This window comes from Streptomyces sp. SP18BB07, from assembly GCF_036322545.1.
In the GTDB taxonomy this organism is placed as follows: domain Bacteria; phylum Actinomycetota; class Actinomycetes; order Streptomycetales; family Streptomycetaceae; genus Streptomyces; species Streptomyces deccanensis.
Genome location: NZ_JAQYWT010000341.1, coordinates 1 through 18,543 on the forward strand (window position 1 = coordinate 1; position 18,543 = coordinate 18,543).

General features: G+C 70.4%; 17 protein-coding genes. 9 read left to right on the plus strand and 8 right to left on the minus strand.

Features of this window, described 5'->3' with window-relative positions; genetic code table 11:
* Positions 1-151: 151 nt before the first annotated feature.
* Positions 152-322 (plus strand): hypothetical protein, encoded by a 171-nt coding sequence (locus PUR53_RS30220; RefSeq protein WP_329910294.1) that lies wholly within the window; start codon positions 152-154, stop codon positions 320-322.
* Between the two features lie 712 nt (positions 323-1,034).
* On the opposite strand, the gene PUR53_RS30225 is transcribed toward PUR53_RS30220, so the two are convergent.
* A complete protein-coding gene (locus PUR53_RS30225; protein ID WP_329910295.1) occupies positions 1,035-1,493 on the minus strand; it encodes a MarR family winged helix-turn-helix transcriptional regulator in 459 nt (152 codons plus the stop codon).
* Positions 1,494-1,606: 113 nt separating this feature from the next.
* Between PUR53_RS30225 and PUR53_RS30230 the strand changes: the two genes are divergently transcribed.
* The 4 genes from PUR53_RS30230 (at position 1,607) to PUR53_RS30245 (ending at position 6,222) form a co-directional block, all read left to right on the plus strand.
* Positions 1,607-2,005, plus strand: a complete 399-nt coding sequence (locus PUR53_RS30230) for an HGxxPAAW family protein (RefSeq protein ID WP_329897484.1) — start codon at positions 1,607-1,609, stop codon at positions 2,003-2,005.
* Positions 2,006-2,151: 146 nt separating this feature from the next.
* Entirely contained in the window at positions 2,152-3,267 is a 1,116-nt protein-coding gene (locus tag PUR53_RS30235; RefSeq protein ID WP_329910297.1) for a LacI family DNA-binding transcriptional regulator, read from the plus strand.
* A 259-nt stretch (positions 3,268-3,526) separates the two neighbouring features.
* Positions 3,527-5,587 (plus strand): galactose-binding domain-containing protein, encoded by a 2,061-nt coding sequence (locus PUR53_RS30240; RefSeq protein ID WP_329897486.1) that lies wholly within the window; start codon positions 3,527-3,529, stop codon positions 5,585-5,587.
* Positions 5,588-5,616: 29 nt separating this feature from the next.
* Positions 5,617-6,222, plus strand: a complete 606-nt coding sequence (locus PUR53_RS30245; protein ID WP_329897487.1) for a TetR/AcrR family transcriptional regulator — start codon at positions 5,617-5,619, stop codon at positions 6,220-6,222.
* Between the two features lie 3 nt (positions 6,223-6,225).
* On the opposite strand, the gene PUR53_RS30250 is transcribed toward PUR53_RS30245, so the two are convergent.
* The 5 genes from PUR53_RS30250 to PUR53_RS30270 form a co-directional block, all read right to left on the minus strand.
* Complete coding sequence (locus PUR53_RS30250; protein WP_329897488.1) at positions 6,226-6,807, minus strand: GTP-binding protein; 582 nt, start codon at positions 6,805-6,807, stop codon at positions 6,226-6,228.
* Positions 6,794-7,150 carry a DUF742 domain-containing protein gene (locus tag PUR53_RS30255; RefSeq protein ID WP_239752096.1) on the minus strand — a complete coding sequence of 119 codons (357 nt, stop codon included), beginning with the start codon at positions 7,148-7,150 and terminating at the stop codon, positions 6,794-6,796. Before PUR53_RS30255 ends, PUR53_RS30250 begins: the two co-directional genes overlap by 14 nt.
* Position 7,151: 1 nt before the next feature.
* Entirely contained in the window at positions 7,152-7,580 is a 429-nt protein-coding gene (locus PUR53_RS30260; RefSeq protein WP_020114533.1) for a roadblock/LC7 domain-containing protein, read from the minus strand.
* Positions 7,581-7,629: 49 nt separating this feature from the next.
* Positions 7,630-10,101, minus strand: coding sequence for a nitrate- and nitrite sensing domain-containing protein (locus tag PUR53_RS30265; RefSeq protein WP_329910299.1), 2,472 nt, complete (start codon positions 10,099-10,101; stop codon positions 7,630-7,632).
* A 240-nt stretch (positions 10,102-10,341) separates the two neighbouring features.
* A complete protein-coding gene (locus PUR53_RS30270; RefSeq protein WP_329910301.1) occupies positions 10,342-11,349 on the minus strand; it encodes a substrate-binding domain-containing protein in 1,008 nt (335 codons plus the stop codon).
* A gap of 395 nt (positions 11,350-11,744) precedes the next feature.
* On the opposite strand from PUR53_RS30270, the gene PUR53_RS30275 reads away from it, so the two are divergent.
* The 4 genes from PUR53_RS30275 (at position 11,745) to PUR53_RS30290 (ending at position 17,145) form a co-directional block, all read left to right on the plus strand.
* On the plus strand, positions 11,745-13,802 hold the full coding sequence (locus tag PUR53_RS30275) for a pectinesterase family protein (RefSeq protein WP_329910302.1): 2,058 nt from the start codon (positions 11,745-11,747) through the stop codon (positions 13,800-13,802).
* 138 nt (positions 13,803-13,940) lie between these two features.
* Entirely contained in the window at positions 13,941-15,440 is a 1,500-nt protein-coding gene (locus tag PUR53_RS30280) for an alginate lyase family protein (RefSeq protein WP_329910303.1), read from the plus strand.
* Between the two features lie 46 nt (positions 15,441-15,486).
* Entirely contained in the window at positions 15,487-15,861 is a 375-nt protein-coding gene (locus PUR53_RS30285; protein WP_329897493.1) for a DUF779 domain-containing protein, read from the plus strand.
* A gap of 57 nt (positions 15,862-15,918) precedes the next feature.
* On the plus strand, positions 15,919-17,145 hold the full coding sequence (locus PUR53_RS30290) for a phosphodiester glycosidase family protein (protein ID WP_443080376.1): 1,227 nt from the start codon (positions 15,919-15,921) through the stop codon (positions 17,143-17,145).
* A gap of 146 nt (positions 17,146-17,291) precedes the next feature.
* Here PUR53_RS30290 and PUR53_RS30295 read toward each other — a convergent pair whose 3' ends face one another.
* Together PUR53_RS30295 and PUR53_RS30300 are read right to left on the minus strand one after the other, a co-directional pair.
* On the minus strand, positions 17,292-17,486 hold the full coding sequence (locus PUR53_RS30295) for a hypothetical protein (RefSeq protein WP_329910305.1): 195 nt from the start codon (positions 17,484-17,486) through the stop codon (positions 17,292-17,294).
* 117 nt (positions 17,487-17,603) lie between these two features.
* A complete protein-coding gene (locus tag PUR53_RS30300) occupies positions 17,604-18,473 on the minus strand; it encodes a phosphatidylinositol-specific phospholipase C/glycerophosphodiester phosphodiesterase family protein (protein ID WP_329910307.1) in 870 nt (289 codons plus the stop codon).
* Positions 18,474-18,543 lie beyond the last annotated feature (70 nt).

The window sequence follows — 18,543 nt, forward strand, 5'->3', positions numbered from 1 at the left end:
CACCCGGTCCACCAACCCCGGCGGATACACCCAGGTCAGAAGACCAAGACCCGATAAGTCAGACGCACTCGCAGCCACACCAACCACCCCCGGGGACCCACTGCCAACCAGCCTACGCCCACGGTAAAAGCAACGGCATTGCCTCTAGGGCGTGTTTCTGGCGGGTGTCTCCTACGGTGTCGTCACGACCTTGGGGGCGGCGATGGGCTCGTTGTTCGAGATGGACTGCCGCACTTCCGGCGGCGGAAAGGCGACCGTCATCTACGCCCGCGACAAGGGCCACACCGGCAACGGTCCCAAGCAGGCAATGCCAGAAGGCTGATCTCAGCGCTGCGGTGAGTTGGCCGGTGAGCAGTTCGAGCTGGACGCCGGTGTCCTGAAGCTGTCCGGAGAGGGTCAGTCGGGCCAGCATGGCCGAGTCCGGCCCCCACCCAACATGCGGCGCCCGGCTCCACCGACCGGTCCACGAGTCACAGACCGTCACAGATCACCGGTTCTGACACAGCTTCTGAACTTCTTGGCGTCAAAGAAAGAGAAGTCCGACGTCCTTTTCGACGCATAGACGCAGGACGACCGCCAACTGCCGAGCGTCATCGGTGTGCTGTCGAAGGAGAGGGTCGTCGGCCTGGTGCCGCCACTAGGCCGTGATCGCGTCCAGCCGAGGCAGGATCGTGGCGCACTCGGCAGCCGAGAGCTCACCACCGCCGCCGTCCGGACGATCGAACAGAATCAATCCCACGCCGTCCTCCTCATTCCCCGGGCGCACAGGATCAGCAGGAAAGAACGACATCTGCAACTGAGATGACCTCTGCGTGGCTGGTGTGGTCTGACCTCGGCGTGCAGCAGAGGCCGGTGGGTCGGCGTGGTCCGTTGGTGTGCAGGACGACCAGCGGTATTCGACCGCGCTCGAAACGCGCGGCGTGGGCTGAGGGGCGGCACTGACCCCCGGGGCCATCAGCGCCCCCGACCACATCGCCGTCCACGAGCAGGCCCCAGCCACTCCAACCGGCCACAACCACCGACCGAGGAAGCCATCAGGACTCGTCCAGATACCCCCGCGCCAGTTCACCCGCGCGCGTGAACCAGTCGACGAGCAGGGCCAGTTCGTCGGGTGAGTAGCGGGTGAAGAGTTCGGCGAGGCGGGCGTAGAACGGGCCGTAGATCGCCACCACCCGCTCCGCCGCGTCGGGGACCGCGACCACCCGGACCCGGCGCCGGTCGGCCGGATCGGGCTGTCGGGTCACGAAACCGCCGCGCTCCAGCCGGTTGAGGACACCCGTCACCGCTCCGGTGGTGACATGGGCGCGCGTGGCCAGATCACCGGCGGTGACCGGCGCGTCCCCGGCCTCCAGGACGTACGCGAAGCAGACGAGGTCGGTGACGCTCAGCCCGAGATTCCGGGCGAACTCCTGCTGGCCGACGATCATCGTCGCGATCAGGCCGTCCATGGCACTGATCGCCTCAGGGACGGTGGGGCGGCGTTCGGCCTCCATTGAAATTGCCTCCGGGGCAGGCTAAATTCCTTACTTGCTAAGATATCTTACGACGCCGTGGGCGTGGCCGCGGCATGCCGTGACGCGCCCCGGCGCGCGAGGGGAGCGGACACATGAGTCTCTACGACGAAGGACACACCGTCGCCGGCTGGACCGGCACCGCCATCGGCACCCTGGGCTCGACGGCCCTCGGCCTGGGCGTCTGCGGCTGGACCCCGGGGTTCGTGCTCGGCGCCGTCGTCTCGGTCGCGGCACTCGTCGTCACCTGGGTCCTGCACCTCGCCGGCTGGGGCAAGCCGCCGGGCCCCCGCCCCCGCGACCAGTGGAGCCTCCGGGTCCGCGACCGCTCCGCGCACGGCGGACACGTCGACTGCCTCGGCTGCCGCCTCGCCGGCCGCCGCCGCGCCCCGGCCCCGCTGCCCGCCGTACCCGGCGCCGCCACCGGTCCCGACCTCACCGCCGCCGACCTCACCAGCGCCACACCCGCCACGGTCCCGGCCGGCGAGGCGTAGCTCTGAGTCGCCCCAGTCGCCACAAGCCGTGCCGAGTCGCACTGATCGGAGTTCCCGACCGAGGAGAGTAAACGCTTACCCTCTCTCGGCATCTCAGTTCCGCGACCACCCGCCGTCATCAACCTCCCATGCAGTAACGTCGAACCGTGACGGTCAACGAAAACGGTCGCCGAAGCAGCACCGAACCCGGCGGTGCCAGGCGTCGACGGAGCAGCGCCTCGGGCGGCGAGCGGCCCAGCACGATTCGGGACGTCGCCGCGCGGGCCGGGGTCTCCGTAGCAACCGTTTCCCGCACGCTCGCCGGGAACTACCCGGTATCCACCGAGACCCGGGCCCGGGTCATGGCCGCGGTCGAGTCACTGCACTACGTGGTGAACGTGCACGCCAAGGCCCTCTCCGGCCGCGTCGCCGGGCCGGTCGCCCTGGTCATCAAGGACATCACCGGCCCGTCCCTCGCCCATGTCGCGGCCGGGGTGGAGCAGGCGGCCGCCGACCGGGGCCGGCTGAGCCTGGTGTGCGCCACGCACGACGACTCGGCCCGCGAGGACGACCTGGTGCAGCTGATGCGCGAGCAGCACGCGGCGGCGGTCGTCCTCGTCGGCGGCGCCCGCCAGGACGAGGCGTACCGGCGGCGGATGGCCGAGTACGCGACGGCGCTGGACGCGGCCGGCTCCCGCCTGGTGCTGGTGGGCCGTCCCCCGCTGCCCGGCACCCTGCCGGTCACGGTGGTGCAGTACGACAACCGGGGCGGCGCCTTCCAGGCCACCGACCATCTGCTGACCGCCGGGCACCGGCGCGTCCTCTTCCTGGGCGGCGACCCCGGGCTCAGCACCGCCGACCAGCGCCGGGACGGCTTTCTGCACGCCCTGCGCGCCCACGGCGTCGAGCTCGCCGAGGAGTTGGAGCTGCCGGGCCCGTACACCCGGGTCTCGGGATACCAGCGCACCCGGGAGGCGTTGGCGGCCGGCCTCGACTTCACGGCGGTCTTCGCGGGCACCGACATGGTGGCCACGGGCGCGCTCGCCGCGCTGCGCGAGGCCGGGCTCGACGTCCCGGGCGATGTCTCCCTGATCGGCTTCGACGACGTCCCGTTCGCCGCCGACCTCTCCCCCGCACTGACCACGGTGCGGGTGCCGTACGAGGATCTGGGGCGCACGGCGGTCCGGTTGGCGCTGGAGCGCGAGGAGCGCCTGGGCGGCGACGACCACGTGGTGCTGAGCACACAGCTGGTGATCCGCCAGTCGGTACGCACGCTTTCGTAGTCCGAGAGCGGGCACGCGCGCCTTCGTACCGTCGACCGACACCGCCGACCTACAGTTTGACGAAGCGTCACTCCGTCGTGGGGTCGAAGGCGCCATCAGGTCAACCGTCCCGGACTATTGACTCGGATCACCCCAGTAGCGATTCTCGTCACATCGCTTGTGCCAGCCATGACAATCGGACTATGGCGTCGTGGGTGTTCAACGCGTCCCGCAACGGTCTGGCCGATCGACCGCGCACCCCCCGACCGAGGACGTGAGTATGACCAGGACTCCACGCGCCCACCGCAGACGCAGACCTCTCATGGTGCTGGCGCTGTTCCTGACCGCGATGGGCATGCTGCTCAGCCCGTCGTCGAGTTCGGCCGCCACCGGCGAATGGTGGCTGCCCACCTCACGGCCGTCCCCCGACTCCCAGATCAATGTGACGGGCGAGCCGTTCAAGGGGACCGACTCGGCGGGTGACGTGCGCGGGTTCGTCGACGCGCACAACCACCTGTTCTCCAACGAGGCGTTCGGCGGCCGGCTCATCTGCGGCAAGGTGTTCTCGACGTCCGGTGTCGCGGACGCGCTGAAGGACTGTCCCGAGCACTACCCGGACGGCTCCCTCGCGATCTTCGACTACATCACCCACGGCGGCGACGGCAAGCACGACCCGGTCGGCTGGCCGACGTTCAAGGACTGGCCGGCGTACGACTCGATGACCCACCAGGCCAACTACTACGCCTGGATCGAGCGCGCCTGGCGCGGTGGTCAGCGGGTGCTCGTCAACGACCTGGTCACCAACGGGATGATCTGCTCGATCTACCCGTTCAAGGACCGCAGCTGCGACGAGATGACCTCGATCCGGCTCCAGGCGAAACTGACGTACGACCTCCAGGCGTACATCGACGCGCAATACGGCGGCACCGGCAAGGGCTGGTTCCGGATCGTCACCGACAGCGCGCAGGCCCGTGAGGTCATCAAGCAGGGCAAGCTCGCCGTCGTCCTGGGCGTGGAGACGTCCGAGCCGTTCGGCTGCAAGCAGATCCTCGACATTGCGCAGTGCAGCAAGGAGGACATCGACAAGGGTCTCGACGAGCTGTACGACCTGGGTGTGCGCAGCATGTTCCTGTGCCACAAGTTCGACAACGCGCTGTGCGGCGTCCGCTTCGACGAGCACGGTCTCGGTACGGCCATCAACGTCGGGCAGTTCCTGTCGACCGGCACGTTCTGGCAGACGGAGAAGTGCAAGGGCCCGCAGAAGGACAACCCGATCGGCGGCGCCTCGACGGAGGCCGAGCAGGACCTGCCGGCGGGCACCGAGGTGCCGGAGTACGACGCGGACGCGCAGTGCAACGTGCGGGGGCTGACCGATCTCGGTGAGTACGCCGTCCAGGGCATGATGAAGCGCAAGATGATGCTCGAGATCGACCACATGAGCGTCAAGGCCACCGGCCAGGTGCTGGACATGTTCGAGGCCGCGTCCTACCCGGGCGTGCTGTCCTCGCACAGCTGGATGGACCTCAACTGGACCGAGCGGGTCTACTCCCTCGGCGGTTTCGTCGCCCAGTACATGCACGGGTCCGAGGAGTTCAGCGCGGAGGCGAAGCGCACCGACGCCCTGCGTGCGAAGTACGACGTGGGCTACGGCTACGGCACCGACTTCAACGGCATCGGCGACCACCCCGCCCCGCGCGGCGCCGACACCTCCAACCCGGTGAAGTACCCCTTCAAGAGCGCCGACGGCGGCTCGACGATCGACAAGCAGACCACGGGCCAGCGCACCTGGAACTACAACACCGACGGTGCCGCCCATGTCGGCATGGTCCCGGACTGGATCGAGGACATCCGGCTCGTCGGCGGACAGGGCGTGGTGGACGACCTCTTCAAGGGCGCCGAGTCCTACCTCGGAACCTGGGGTTCCTCCGAGGCCCACCAGGCGGGGGTGAACCTCGCCAAGGGCGCGGCGGCGACGGCCAGTTCGTCGGAGTCGAACCCCGTCACCAGCTACCAGCCCGGTCGGGCGGTGGACGGCGACGGCGGCACCCGCTGGGCGAGCGACTGGAGCGACAGCCAGTGGCTGAAGCTGGACCTCGGTTCCTCGCGCGTCATCAAGAAGGTCACCCTCGACTGGGAGCGGGCCTACGGTAAGGCGTACCAGGTCGACGTCTCCACGGACGGCTCGACCTGGAGGACCGTGTGGTCCACGACCTCCGGTGACGGCGGTCTGGACACGGCCGCGTTCTCCGCGGTGTCGGCCAGATATGTTCGAATGCTGGGGACCGACCGCGGCACGGACTGGGGTTACTCCCTCCACGAGGTCGGCGTATACAGCGGCTGACCGCACACCACGGGGGAAAGAGGCACCAGATGGCACGCCTGCCGTCGGCCGAGCGTCGCAGACAGCTCACCGAGGCCGCGATCCGCGCGATGACCCGGGACGGCGTCCCCAGGACGACGACCCGGTCCATCGCGGCCGAGGCGGGCGTGTCACTGAGCGTCTTCCACTACTGCTTCGAGTCGAAGCAGGAACTGCTCGAGTCCGTCATCACCACCATCACCGGGCACTACGTCGCGCTGGTACGGGAGGCGATCCGGCCCCGGGACACCCTCAGGGAGACCGTGCGGGCCGGGTTCCAGGCCTACTGGGACCATGTCGCCGCCCACCCGGGCGAACACATGCTGACCTACGAGCTCACCCAGTACGCCCTGCGCGAGCCGGGCTTCGAGCATCTGGCGCGGCGGCAGTACGAGATGTACCAGGACACCTACGCCGAGCTGATCGAACAGCTGAGGCTGTCCATGCGATTCGAACTGATCGTCCCCGTCCCGGTCCTGGCCCGCTACCTCGCCGCCATGACCGACGGCCTCACCCTGAACTTCCTGGTCCTGGGCGACGACGCGGCCTGGACGAACATCCTCGACACGATCACGGACCACGTGGCGGGTCTGGTGCGCGAGGAGGTCGGCCCGTAGCCGTCAGCGCGCCGACGCCGCGATCAGTTGGTCCAGGAGGGCGATCAGGACGTCGCGGGACGAAGCGCGTTCGCGGGCGTCGAAGAGGATCACGGGGGTGTTCTCGGGGAGGGCCAGGGAGTCGCGGATGTCGTCGGGCTCGTAGGGGTGTTCGCCGTGGAAGCCGTTGACGCCGATGACGAAGGGGATCTTGCGGCGTTCGAAGAAGTCGATGGCGGCGAAACTGGACTCGGGGCGGCGTACGTCGACGAGGACGACGGCGCCGAGGGCGCCGATCGCGAGGTCGTTCCACATGAACCAGAACCGCTGCTGTCCGGGCGTGCCGAACAGGTAGAGCACGAGGTCCTGGCCGATGCTGATGCGGCCGAAGTCGAGGGCCACCGTGGTGGCGTGCTTCTCTGGGATGCCGTCGAGGTCGTCGACCCCGAGCCCGGCGGTGGTGAGGGGTTCCTCCGTGCGCAGCGGGACGATCTCACTGACCGACCCGACCATGGTCGTCTTCCCGACGCCGAATCCGCCGGCGATGAGGATCTTCACCGTGTCGGGTGCCGGAATGCCCTGTGCGGTGTGGTCAGAGCCGGCCAAGGCCGTCCCTCACTTTCTTCAGCAGGTCCAGGTCGGGGGCGCGGGCGATCAGGCGTGGCTGGCGGACGCTGATCCGGCCCGCTTCCAACAGGTCGCAGAGCATGATCGCGACCACGCTCACCGGGAGGTCGAGCTTGCTGGCCAGCTCCGCCACCACGATCGGCTTCGCGCACAGCCTGACGATCCGCGCGTGCTCCGGCTGCGGCCGGGTGCCCCCGGCCGGCTGCGGGTCCACGGCCGTCACCATGGTGATGAGGGTGAAGTCGCCACGGGCGGGCCGGGTCCGGCCGCCCGTCAGGGTGAACGGGCGAACCAGCCGGCCCGCCGCGTCGCCTCCGTTCACCTCACTCGCCGCTGTCGGCCGCGACGACACCGGCGCGTGGGGCCGCGCTGAGGTGCTCGCCGATCTTCTTCACCAGCATGTTCATCTGGTACGCGACGACGCCGACGTCGGCGCCCTGCCGGGTCAGCACGGCGAGGTTGGCGCCGGGTCCGGCGTTGGTGAGGATCAGGAAGGCGTTGCCCATCTCGATGAGCAGCTGGCGGACGGGCCCGCCGCGGAAGTCCATGCTGACGCCCTTGCTGAGGCTCATCAGGCCGGACGCGGTCGCCGCCAGCCGCTCGGCGTCGTCGCGCAGGAACGCGGTGGACTTGCTGACGACCAGTCCGTCCTCGGAGAGCACGACGGCGTGGTCGACCTCGGCGACCCGGTCCACCAGTCCGGTGAGCAGCTGGTCGAGCTGGCTGTGGGTGGCGGGGATGGGGCGTGTCATCTGTGTGTCCTTCAATGAGCGGTCTGCGGGGGAAGGAGTCGTGGGGACGTCAGGTGCCGGAGGCGGGGACTCGGTCTCCTGGGTCTTCGGATGCGGTTTCCTCCCCTGGTGCGAGTTCGGGTTCCGCGTCGTCACGCGCCTGGAGCGTTCCGCGCTGGAACCCGGCGAGCGAGGAGGCGGCCCGCTCGGCGGTGAAGTCGTCGGCGTCGCCGTCCGGGCAGGGCTCCGCCTCCTCCTTCAGCTCCGCCGCCAGACTGGTCTGCGGGATCCGGCGGGGCAACGGCATCGGGCCGCCCTTCTTCCCGGCTCGGGGCTTCCCGGCGCGGGCCGGCCGTGTCCCGTTCGCGTCCTCGACGGTGTCGGCGGCCCGCGCGTGCGCGGTGGATCGTTCCTCCGGCATACCGTCCCGCGTGACGCCGTCCCGCGTCGCGCCATCCCCGGTCGCACCGTCCCGTGTCGCGCCGTCCGGGTCCTGCCGTGCGGCTTCGGGCTGCGGCTCCGCTGTGGCGGCGGCGACGCGTGCGGCCATCAGCGAGGTACGGGACGGCGGTTCGACGGGATCGGTGCCCTCGTCCTCGTCGGGAACGGGGGCCTCGCGCACCACGATCTCGTCCGGGATCAGCACGATCGCGGTCGTTCCGCCGTACGGCGAGGCGCGCAGCGTGACGGTGATGCCGTGCCGGGTGGCGAGCCGGGCGATGACGAACATGCCGAGCCGGAGGTCGTCGGCGAGCGCGACCACGTCGAACTGGGGAGGCACCGCCAGCTGGGCGTTGAAGGCGGCGTAGTCCTCCTCGGACATGCCGAGGCCGCGGTCCTCCACTTCGAGGGCGAGCCCCTTGGCGACGATCGCGGCGCGGACGCTCACCGGGCTGGGCGCGGGCGAGTACGAGGTGGCGTTGTCGATGAGTTCGGCGAGGAGGTGGATGACGTCGGCCACGGCGGGCGGGGCGATCCACACCTCGTCGTCGGCGTGCACCTCCACCCGCTGGTACTGGGCGACCTCGCCGACGGCGCTGCGCAGGATGTCGATCAGGGCGACCGGTTCGGTCCAGCTGCGGCCGGGGCGCTCGCCGCTGATGATGACCAGGTTCTCCTCGTAGCGGCGCAACTGGCTCGCGGTGGAGTCCAGTTCGTACAGGCCCTTGAGGATCTCCGGGTCCTGGTGCTGGCGCTCCAGCTGGTCGAGCTTGGTGAGCTGGAGGTTGACCAGGTTCTGGCTCTGCCGGGCGATGCCGAGGATGACGCGCTGGAATCCGCGCCGGGTGTCGGCGAGTTCCACGGCGGTGTGCACGGCGGTGCGCTGGGCGGCGTTGAACGCCTTGGCGACCTGGCCGAGTTCGTCGGTGCCGTAGTCCAGCGGTGCCGCGGCCTCGTCCACGTCGACCTTCTCGCCCCGGTCGAGGCGGGCGACGACGTCGGGCAGCCGGTGCTCGGCGAGGCTGAGGGTGGCCGTGCGCAGGCCGGTGAGCCGCCGGGACAGGGAGCGGGTGATGCGCCAGGAGATCACAACGCACACCAGCAGCGCGGCGAGGCCGCCGGCGCTCAGCGAACCGGCCGTGATCAGCAGCCCGCGCGCCTCCTGGCCGCTGCGGTCCAGCAGATCCTGGGTCTGGCTGCGGATCAACTTCTCGTACTGGGCGGACAGTTTCGCCATCGCGGCGTCCCAGCGGTCCTGCGCGTCGGGCAGCTTCGTCCTGCGGGAGGCCCCGGTGCCGGTCGTGTGCGCCGAGAGGACCTGGTCCTCCACGGCCTGCAACGACTGCCAGTCCCGGCCCTGCACGATCCGCTCGACCTCGGACTTCACCTCGCCCTCCAGTGAGGGGACGAGCTGGTTGTCGACGAGCCAGCGGCGGGCGTTGACCACCTGGGCGAAGCGGTCCCGGTCGGCCTCGTCCAGTTCGCCGACAGGCCAGTTGAGGGTGAGGAGGGCGTCCTCCTGGGAGACCAGTTCCGCGGCCTGTTCGAGGGTGACGAGCGGGCCGGCCTGCGAGGTGAGGTCGCCGTCGTCGACCTGGGAGAGCGCCTGGAAGGCGTGGATCTGGCCGTCGATGATCTCGGTGTACTGGTCGAGGATCTGCTCGGGGGTGATGTCGGTGGGGCTGTCCACCTGGTCCCGGTAGTACTCCAGGCTGCCGGAGCCGGCCATCACCGAGTACAGCCGGTCACCGATGCGGTCGGGGGCGTCCTCGATGGCGCTCGCGCGCGCGGCGAGTTTCGCGACCGCCTTGTCGGTCTGCCGGCGCTGCTGCTCCAGGGCGGTCATGGAGCTGCCGGGGGCCGCCATGTAGGCGGCCGACAGGGCGCGCTCGCGCTGGAGGGCGAGGGTCGCGTCGGTTCCCATGGCGCCGGTGGACTTGCTCAGTCCTGTCTGCGTCCGCAGCCGCAGGCCCTCCGAGAACATCTGGGACGTCGTCACACCCCAACTCACGGCCAGTGTGACGCTGGGGATCAGAGCCAGGAGGATCAGCGAGAGACGTATGGAGCCGAGACGGCGCCGGGCGCCGGTCCGTGGGGGCATCGTCGTCCTTGGGCGGTTGGCGGGGAGCGGAGGGATCGGGGGTGGGGGCGACAGGGGTCCGGGGATGGTGGGTGGACACCTGTCAGTACGGCGCACAGGGGATGCGCAGGATGTTATCCGCACAAGTGAACGCACGTCGCAGGGGTGGCCGGAAGTTTGGGGTCGCCGTTACACGACCGTTCCGGATGCTTGGGTTCCGGTGCGCGGTCATGTCCGAACGGAAGGTTCCGTTTGCCGGTGTCAACGGGTCCCGTTCGCCGCGAACTCGGCGATTCCGGCGATGTTCTTCTTGGTGACGAACGCCGGACCGGTGAGCACGGGCTCGACGCCGCCGCCGCTGGTGTTGCCGTTGGTCCGGTAGAGCCAGAGCCCGTCGACCGCGAGATAGCCCTGGAGGTAGGGCTGCTGGTCCACCGCGAACTGGACGTCACCGTTCTTCACCGCCTCGACCAGGTCCTTGTTGAGGTCGAAGGTGGCGACCTGGGCCTTGCTGTTCACGTCGTCCACCGAGTCCACGGCGGCGAGCGCGAACTGGGCGCCGAGGGTGACGACCTCGTCGATGGTGGGGTCCTGGCGGAGCTTCGCGGCGACGGAGGCGGTCACCGAGTCCCGGTCGGTGCCGTCGACGTAGAGGTTCTCGGTCCGACCGGCGAAGGTCTTGCGCACACCCGCGCAGCGGGCCTCCATGGCGACGTTGCCGCGCTCGTGGATGACGCACAGGGCGTGTTTGGCGGCGCGGGCGTCGAGTTCGTTGCCGAGGGCGCGCCCGGCGACGCTCTCGTCCTGGCCGTAGAAGGCCAGCAGGCCCTGCGCCTGCCAGGCGTCGATCCCGGAGTTGAGGCCCACCACGGGTATCCCGGCGGCGCGGGCCTCGGCGACCGCGCCGCGCATCGCCTGCGGTTTGGCGAGGGTCACGGCGATGCCGTCGACCTTGTCGGCGATCGCGTCCCGCACCAGCTTCGCCTGCCCGGCGGAGTCGGGGTCGCTGACGAAGGTGAGTTCGACACCGTCCTTCGCCGCCGCGACCTCCGCGCCCTTGCGGACCAGGTCCCAGAAGGCGTCCCCCTCGGCGCTGTGCGTGATCAGCGCGATCTTCATCCCGCCCGAGGATCCCGGCGCGCCCGTGTCCGAATCGGCGTCCGAGCCGCCGAACACCGAGCAACCGGCGACGGTCAGACAGACGGCCGCGGCGAGCGCCGTGGCACGGAACGCCGTGAAGATCCTGTGGGGCGCGGGGGGTGGGTTCATGGGGGCGCGGCACCTCGCTGTGCGACCGGTGTGGGACGTCTGGGGAGAGCAGAATCGCCGGCGTCACCGCGATGACGTGCGGTGACTGGCCGACTTTCGCTGGGCGGAGCCAATCGCGTGTGACGCCCGGTAGTCAAGTGAACAACGAAATCGATGTACTGCTGTGACAGCCCCGGCCTGACCTGCGCACACGTGTCAACGCCCGCCGGGGGCCCGGCCCGAGCGGACTGAACTGTTCCGCCCTCGAAACGGGGGGCGATTCTCGGCCACCCGCCGCCTGCGATGCGAAGTTCCGTTTCTCTGACCGAAATTCGTTCCGGAGGACGGCAACCTCTCCCGATCCGGCGGCGACTGCTCGGCTGACGACCCTCCCCCGGACGGAACGGAAGCGACGCGTGAGCGACAACCACGGCAAGGCCCGCCACCGCAGAAGGAAGACGGCGCTCGTGGCCGGTGTCCCCCTGGCCCTGGCCGCCGCCGGGACCATGGCCTACGGCACCGTCTTCGGTGTCTTCGGCGAGGCCGCGCAGCCCCGCGCGGCGGCGGCCACCACCGCCTGGGCCGGCGAGACCGCCGACGGCTTCGCCTCGGTGAACGCGCTGGGCCAGAACGGGACCTACGGCGGCCGGGACGGGAAGACGGTCACCGTGCGGACCCTGGCCGACCTGGAGAAGTACGCGACCGCCGCCGAGCCCTACGTCATCGTCGTGGCCGGGACCATCGACATGAACCCGGTGGGCAAGGAGATCAAGGTCGCCTCCGACAAGACGATCGTCGGCTCCGGCACCTCGGGCCACATCGTGGGCGGCGGCTTCTTCCTCGGCTCCGGCGTCCACAACGTCATCATCCGCAATCTGACGATCCGGGACTCCTACCAGGGCACCTGGAACGACAAGGACCACGACTTCGACGCGATCCAGATGGACGGCGCCCACCACGTCTGGATCGACCACAACGATCTGCGGCACATGGCGGACGGTCTGATCGACAGCCGCAAGGACACCACGTACGTCACGGTCTCCTGGAACAGGCTGAGCCAGAACAACAAGACCTTCGGCATCGGCTGGACCACCAACACCACCGCCGACCTGACGATCCACCACAACTGGTTCCGCGAGACCGAGCAGCGCAACCCGTCCACCGACAACGTGGCGCACGCGCACCTGTACAACAACTTCCTGGAGGACGTCTCGGGGACGGACATCACCTCCTCGTACGGCAACTACGCGCGCGGCAACACGAAGATGGTCCTGGAGAACAGCTACTTCCAGGGCATGCGGAACCCGGTCACCAAGGACGCCACGGCCGCCCTGGTGCAGCGCGGCAACGTCTTCTCCGGCACCTCCGGCCGCAACGAGAGCGGCGGCACGGCCTTCGACCCGAAGACGTACTACAGCTACACCCTCGACAAGGCCGCCGACGTGCCCGCCCTCCTGAAGTCCGGTGCGGGCCCCCGGAGTTCCATCGGCACGACGGCGACGACCAAGGCCGCCGCGGCCACCACGCTCACCGTCGCCAAGGACGGCAGCGGCCAGTTCACCAGTGTGCAGAAGGCCGTCGACGCCGTGCCCGCGAACAACGCCTCGCGCGTGGTGATCTCGGTCGCGCCGGGCACGTACCGCGAGGTCGTCAAGGTCCCGTCCAACAAGCCGCACGTCACCATCCAGGGCTCGGGCGGCAGCCGCAAGGACACCACGATCGTGTACGGCAACGCCGCCGGTATGCAGAAGCCGGACGGCTCGGGCACCTACGGCACCCCCGGCAGCGCCACCGTGTCCATCCAGTCCGACGACTCCCAGGTCCGCAACCTGACGGTCACCAACGACTTCGACGAGGCCGCGAACCAGTCCCTGAACGGTCACCAGGCCGTCGCGCTCCTCACCCAGGCCGACCGGATCGTCCTCGACGGCGTCATCGTCAACGGCGACCAGGACACGCTGGAGATGGAGACCGCCGCCAAGGACAAGCTCGGCCGGGTCTACGTCACCAACTCCTACATCACGGGCAACGTCGACTTCGTCTTCGGCCGGGCCACGGTGGTCGTCGACAAGTCGGTCATCACCCTCAAGAAGCGCTGGAACGGCACCTCCGCCGGGTACATCACCGCCCCCAGCACGCCCGCGAACCGCAAGGGCATCCTGATCAACCGCTCGACCGTCAACGGGGACGTGTCCGCCGCGAGCTTCTTCCTCGGCCGCAACTGGCACCCCGGCGGCGACACCACCGTCGACCCGCAGACCACGGTCCGCAACTCCACCCTGAGCGCCGCGATCAAGTCCACGCCCTGGTCCGACATGGGCGGCTTCTCGTGGAAGGACGACCGCTTCGCCGAGTACAAGAACACCGGCGCGGGCTCCGGCAGCGCGAGCGGCGACCGTCCGCAGCTGACGGACGCCCAGGCCGCCGACCAGGAGGTCGCGGACTGGCTGGGCGGGTGGGCCCCGGGCGCCTGACCCCGAGTACGACGAGAGACGCACCGCCCCGGTTTCTGTTATCCGCCCCGGGGCCGGTGCGTCTCCTGTGCGTGGCCGCCCGCGCGGGCCGACGCGGGCACCGGCCGCCACCTGTACCCGAGACCCGAGGACCCCCACGTGACTGCACAGATCAGCCGCCGGAGCACGCTGAAGATCGCCGGTATCGCCGCGGGCGCGGCGGGCCTGGGAATCGGCACGGGCACGGCGGCGACGCCCGCCTCCGCGGCGGGCGCCGGCTTCGCGCACCCCGGTCTGCTCCACACCACGGCCGACCTCGCCCGGATGGCGGCGAAGGTGAAGGCGGGCGCCGAGCCCTACACGGCGGGCTTCGCGAAACTGACCGCCAACGCCCACGCGCAGACCTCCTGGACGCCACGCCCGGCCGCCACCGTCTACCGGGGCGGCGGCTCCCCGCAGAACTACGCCGCGCTCTACAAGGACATCCACGCCGCCTACCAGAACGCCCTGCGCCATCGCATCACCGGCGAGACCGCGCACGCCGACACCGCCGTGCGGATCCTCAACGCCTGGTCGGGGACGCTGACCAGCGTGCAGGGCAGCGCCGACCGCTTCCTCGCGGCGGGACTGTACGGCTACCAGTTCGCCAACGCCGCCGAACTCGTCCGCGACCACGACGACTTCGAGCTGGACCGCTTCAAGACGATGCTCAGCGAGGTCTTCGCCCCGCTCAGCGACGACTTCCTGGTCCGCCACAACGGCGCCGTGATCACCAACTACTGGCCCAACTGGGACCTCGCCAACATGGCCTGCGTCCTGGCCACCGGCATCTTCTGCGACGACAAGGCCCAAGTAGCGCGCGCCGTCGACTACTTCAAGAACGGCGAGGGCCTCGGCGCGGTCCGCAAGGCCATCCCCGTCGTCCACGACGACGGACTCGCCGAGTGGCTGGAGGCCGGCCGCGACCAGGGCCACGCGCTGCTGGGCGTCGGCCTGATGGGCACCTTCTGCGAGATGGCCTGGAACCAGGGCATCGACCTGTACGGCTACGACGACAACCGCTTCCTCAAGGGCGCCCAGTACGTGGCCAAGTGGGCCATGGGCGGCGAGGTCGCCTACACGGCCAACACCCGCGCGAAGGGCGCGGTCGACGGCTGGTCGGGCAGGGAGACGGCGTCCGACGCGGCCGGTGTCGACCCGAACATGACGCGCCCCATCTGGGCCATGATCGCCAACCACTACACCAGGCGGCGGGGCCTCGACGCCTCCTACCTCACCCGCATCGCGGCCAAGGCGGCACCCGAGGGCGGCGGCGGCGACTACGGCCCCAACAGCGGCGGCTACGACCAACTGGGCTTCGGCACCCTGGCGTTCACCCGGGACAAGGCCACGGCCGCCGAGGCGAGCGCGCCCCCGTCGGCGTCCACGGACGCACACTCCGGCACCGGCACCGGCACCGGCACCGGCACCGGCACGAAGAAGAGCGCGTCGTCCGCCTCCCCCTCCGCGAGCGCCCAGGGCGGCCGCGGCGAGGACCTGGCCGCGACAGGCACCTCCGACTTCCCGGCCTGGACGGCCGCGGGCGGCCTCGCGGCCCTCACGGGCGGCCTCCTCCTGCTGCGCCGCCGCACCCGCACCGGCGGCGGGCGGCAGAGCTGAGGGACACGCAACGTCCTCGCAACCTGACGAGGCGTTCACTGCGCCCATGGATGTCGTCCCGCGCGTAGAGCTCACCCCCGCGGCCGCCGATCTCGTCCGGCGGCTGCGGGCGGCCCACGGCCCGTTGATGTTCCACCAGTCGGGCGGCTGCTGCGACGGCAGCGCCCCCATGTGCTACCCCGACGGCGAGTTCCGTACGGGCAACTCGGACGTCCTCCTCGCGGAGCTGACCGTCGACGGGGTCGACGAGGCGGTGGGGTTCTGGATGTCCCGCAACCAGTACGAGGTGTGGAGCCATACCCGGCTCATCGTGGACGTCGTGCCGGGCCGGGGCAGCGGCTTCTCCCTGGAAGCACCCGAAGGGGTGCGTTTTCTGATCCGTTCCCGCGTCGTCGAGGCGGAGCCCCCGCCCGGCCGGTAGTCGTCTGGTGCACTTCCCCTGAGTCCTGGGACATTTGACGAGACATCAGGGGGCACCGTGACACGGCGTGCTCGACGGTTCAGAACGGTACTGACGGTTCTCTCGGCGTGGAGCGTGCTGGCCGGCGCGGCCCTCGTGGGGGCGGCACCGGCCAGTGGCGCGCCCAGGGCCGTCGCCGTCGCGCCGGGCGTGGAGTACAGCCAGTTCGACATCCAGGCCGCCAAGGGCCTGACGCACGCCCATGTGCTGAGCGTCGACCTGAGCCATCCTCAGGTGGGCGTAGGGCTGCTGTACCCGGGGAAGGTGGCCTCGCGCGCGACCGTGTCCCGGCTGGCCGCCGCGGCGGGTGCCGTGGCCGGGGTCAACGGCGACTTCTTCAACATCACCGAGACCCAGCACCCCGGCGTCGCGGCCACCGGAGCGCCGGTCGGTCCGGCGATCGCCGCCGGGCACGCGCTCAAGGCCGCCGTACCGAAAGGTCAGCGCTTCGGCCCCGCCCTGCCGCCGGGCACCGCCACCACGGACGTGCTGGGCGTCACCACCGACGGTACGGCCCGCCTCGACCGCATCGCCCTCGACGGTTCCGTCACCACCGCCGAGGGCGATCTCCCGCTCCGCGGCCTCAACCAGTACGCCCTGCCGGTCGGTTCCGTGGGGGCGTTCACCTCGGACTGGGGCAGCGTCTCCCGGCTGCGCGCCGTCTGCGGCACGGACACCGACCGGGCCGCGCCGTGCAGCACCGACACGCACGAGGTGCTGGTCGAGGACGGCCGCGTGGTGGGTACGGCGGGAACCCCCGGCAGCGGTTCGATCGCGGCCGGGGCGACCGTTCTGGTCGGCCGCGAGGCGGGCGCCCAGCAGCTGCGCAAGCTCGCGCCCGGTGACACGGTGGAGGTACAGCACCTCCTCGTCTCCTCGACGGGCACGCCGTACGCGTTCGCGCTCGGCGGCTACCCGGTCCTGCGGGGCGGCCAACCGCTGCCCGGCCTCGACGGCACGACCTCGGCGGTCCGCACGGCCGCGGGTGTCGCCGACGGTGGCCGCCGCCTGCTGCTGCTCGCCCTGGACGGTGCCGCGACCTACCGCACCGGGCTGACCATCGCCGAAGTCGCCACCACCATGCGGGGCTTGGGTTCGGTCGACGCGTTCAGCCTGGACGGCGGCGGCTCCTCCACGCTCGTGGCCCGCGCCCCGGGAGCGAGCGCGGTCACGGTCCGCAACCACCCGAGCGACGGCACGGAACGAGCCGTCCCGAACGGCATCGGAGTCTTCACCAAGCCATGATCGACGCGTTCTCCGGCTGCGGGGCGTAGCCCCTGCTTTTCAGGGGCGCGGGGAACTGCGCGAGAAGCCCCACCGGAGCCGCACCCGCCGACGCACCCGCCGACGCACCCGCACCCCCCACCCCATCAGGCGCCCCCGGTCTCACCTCACGGCTTCACACTGCTCACGATGTCCGCCGTGGCCGTCAACCCGTCCTGCACCGTCGGCGCCAGACTCGTACCGGCCATGGAGAACCCCAGCAACACACAGACCGCGGCGTGCGTGAACTTCAGCGCGCCGCTCCGCAGGAAGACCACCGTCAGGATCATCAGCAACACCACCACAGAGATGGAAACGGCCATCGTCAACCTCCTCCGCCACGCCCACTTCGCGGCATTCGGCCGCAAGTGTGGCGTAGCGGAGGGTTCGTCCGTGCGGTGGACGTGTCCGCCGAACGAGTGGTGTCGACCGTGTCGCGGCTACGCCGACCGGCGGCTGTCCAGGAACGCTTCGAGCCCCGCGAGGTCATCCGTGTTGAGGTGGTCGACCCCGGCCGCGAGCAGTTCGCCCCACAGCGCGTCCCGCGCCGGCCCCGCCTGGTCGGGCGTCGCCCAGAACCGCACCCTCTGCCCGCGCCCGTGCGCCGTCGAGACGATTTGCCGGAGCTTGGCGCGCTCGGCCTCCGGGAACGGGCCGACGCCCTGCCAGGTGAAGTTGAGCAGCCAGTTGTCGGAGATCAGCGGGATGAAGGAGGCGGGCGCGGGCGTCGTGGACACGAGGTCGGCGAGCCGCCCGTCGTAGAAGGCGCGCCGCACGGTCTGCGCCTGCATGGGCATCCGGGCGGCCCGGTCCCCGGAGATCACGGCCGTGACCGCGCCCGGGTGGACCCGGCCATGTGCGTACGTGGTGAACAGGTGCCGGTATCGCCGTAGATGGCGGTCGAGTTCGAGGTAGGTGGAGGCGCCCTCGGTCTTGATGTCGATGAGCAGCTGCAGCGGCCTGCGGTGTCCCCGGTACACCGAGCCGTGGTGGGCGCGGACGCGGGCGGCGAGCGGGTCCAGGTAGAGGGCTTCGAGGGTGCGGGCGGGGTCGAGATCGGCGAGGTCGTGGGCGACGAGGAGTTGGTCGCCGACGAGGAAGATGTCGGCCTCGACGCTGCCGAAGCGGTGGTCGAGGGCGTCGAGAAGGGGCCGCGGGTGCTCGTAGTCGTTGTGCGCGTGGGCCCGCCACAACGGGCGCGGCCGGTGCTTGTGTTCGTCGGCCAGCGCGCGCGTGGCGGGCAGGGCGACGGCGCCCGTGAGGGCGGCGCCGAGGGTGGTGAGGGCTCTGCGACGGGTGGTGAGGGCCATGCTCTGCCTCCCGGGTGGGCCGGTTGCGGACCCAGCGAGTATGCGAGCCGGAAGGGGCCGATGAGCAGGT

What these genes read in the sequence shown, in the direction of transcription:
- PUR53_RS30225 (WP_329910295.1), bottom strand. Translation starts at nt 1,493, where the DNA reads ATGGAGGCCGAACGCCGCCCCACCGTCCCTGAGGCGATCAGTGCCATG.
- PUR53_RS30230 (WP_329897484.1), top strand. Translation starts at nt 1,607, where the DNA reads ATGAGTCTCTACGACGAAGGACACACCGTCGCCGGCTGGACCGGCACC.
- PUR53_RS30240 (WP_329897486.1), top strand. Translation starts at nt 3,527, where the DNA reads ATGACCAGGACTCCACGCGCCCACCGCAGACGCAGACCTCTCATGGTG.
- PUR53_RS30245 (WP_329897487.1), top strand. Translation starts at nt 5,617, where the DNA reads ATGGCACGCCTGCCGTCGGCCGAGCGTCGCAGACAGCTCACCGAGGCC.
- PUR53_RS30260 (WP_020114533.1), bottom strand. Translation starts at nt 7,580, where the DNA reads ATGACACGCCCCATCCCCGCCACCCACAGCCAGCTCGACCAGCTGCTC.
- PUR53_RS30265 (WP_329910299.1), bottom strand. Translation starts at nt 10,101, where the DNA reads ATGCCCCCACGGACCGGCGCCCGGCGCCGTCTCGGCTCCATACGTCTC.
- PUR53_RS30270 (WP_329910301.1), bottom strand. Translation starts at nt 11,349, where the DNA reads ATGAACCCACCCCCCGCGCCCCACAGGATCTTCACGGCGTTCCGTGCC.
- PUR53_RS30285 (WP_329897493.1), top strand. Translation starts at nt 15,487, where the DNA reads ATGGATGTCGTCCCGCGCGTAGAGCTCACCCCCGCGGCCGCCGATCTC.
- PUR53_RS30295 (WP_329910305.1), bottom strand. Translation starts at nt 17,486, where the DNA reads ATGGCCGTTTCCATCTCTGTGGTGGTGTTGCTGATGATCCTGACGGTG.
- PUR53_RS30300 (WP_329910307.1), bottom strand. Translation starts at nt 18,473, where the DNA reads ATGGCCCTCACCACCCGTCGCAGAGCCCTCACCACCCTCGGCGCCGCC.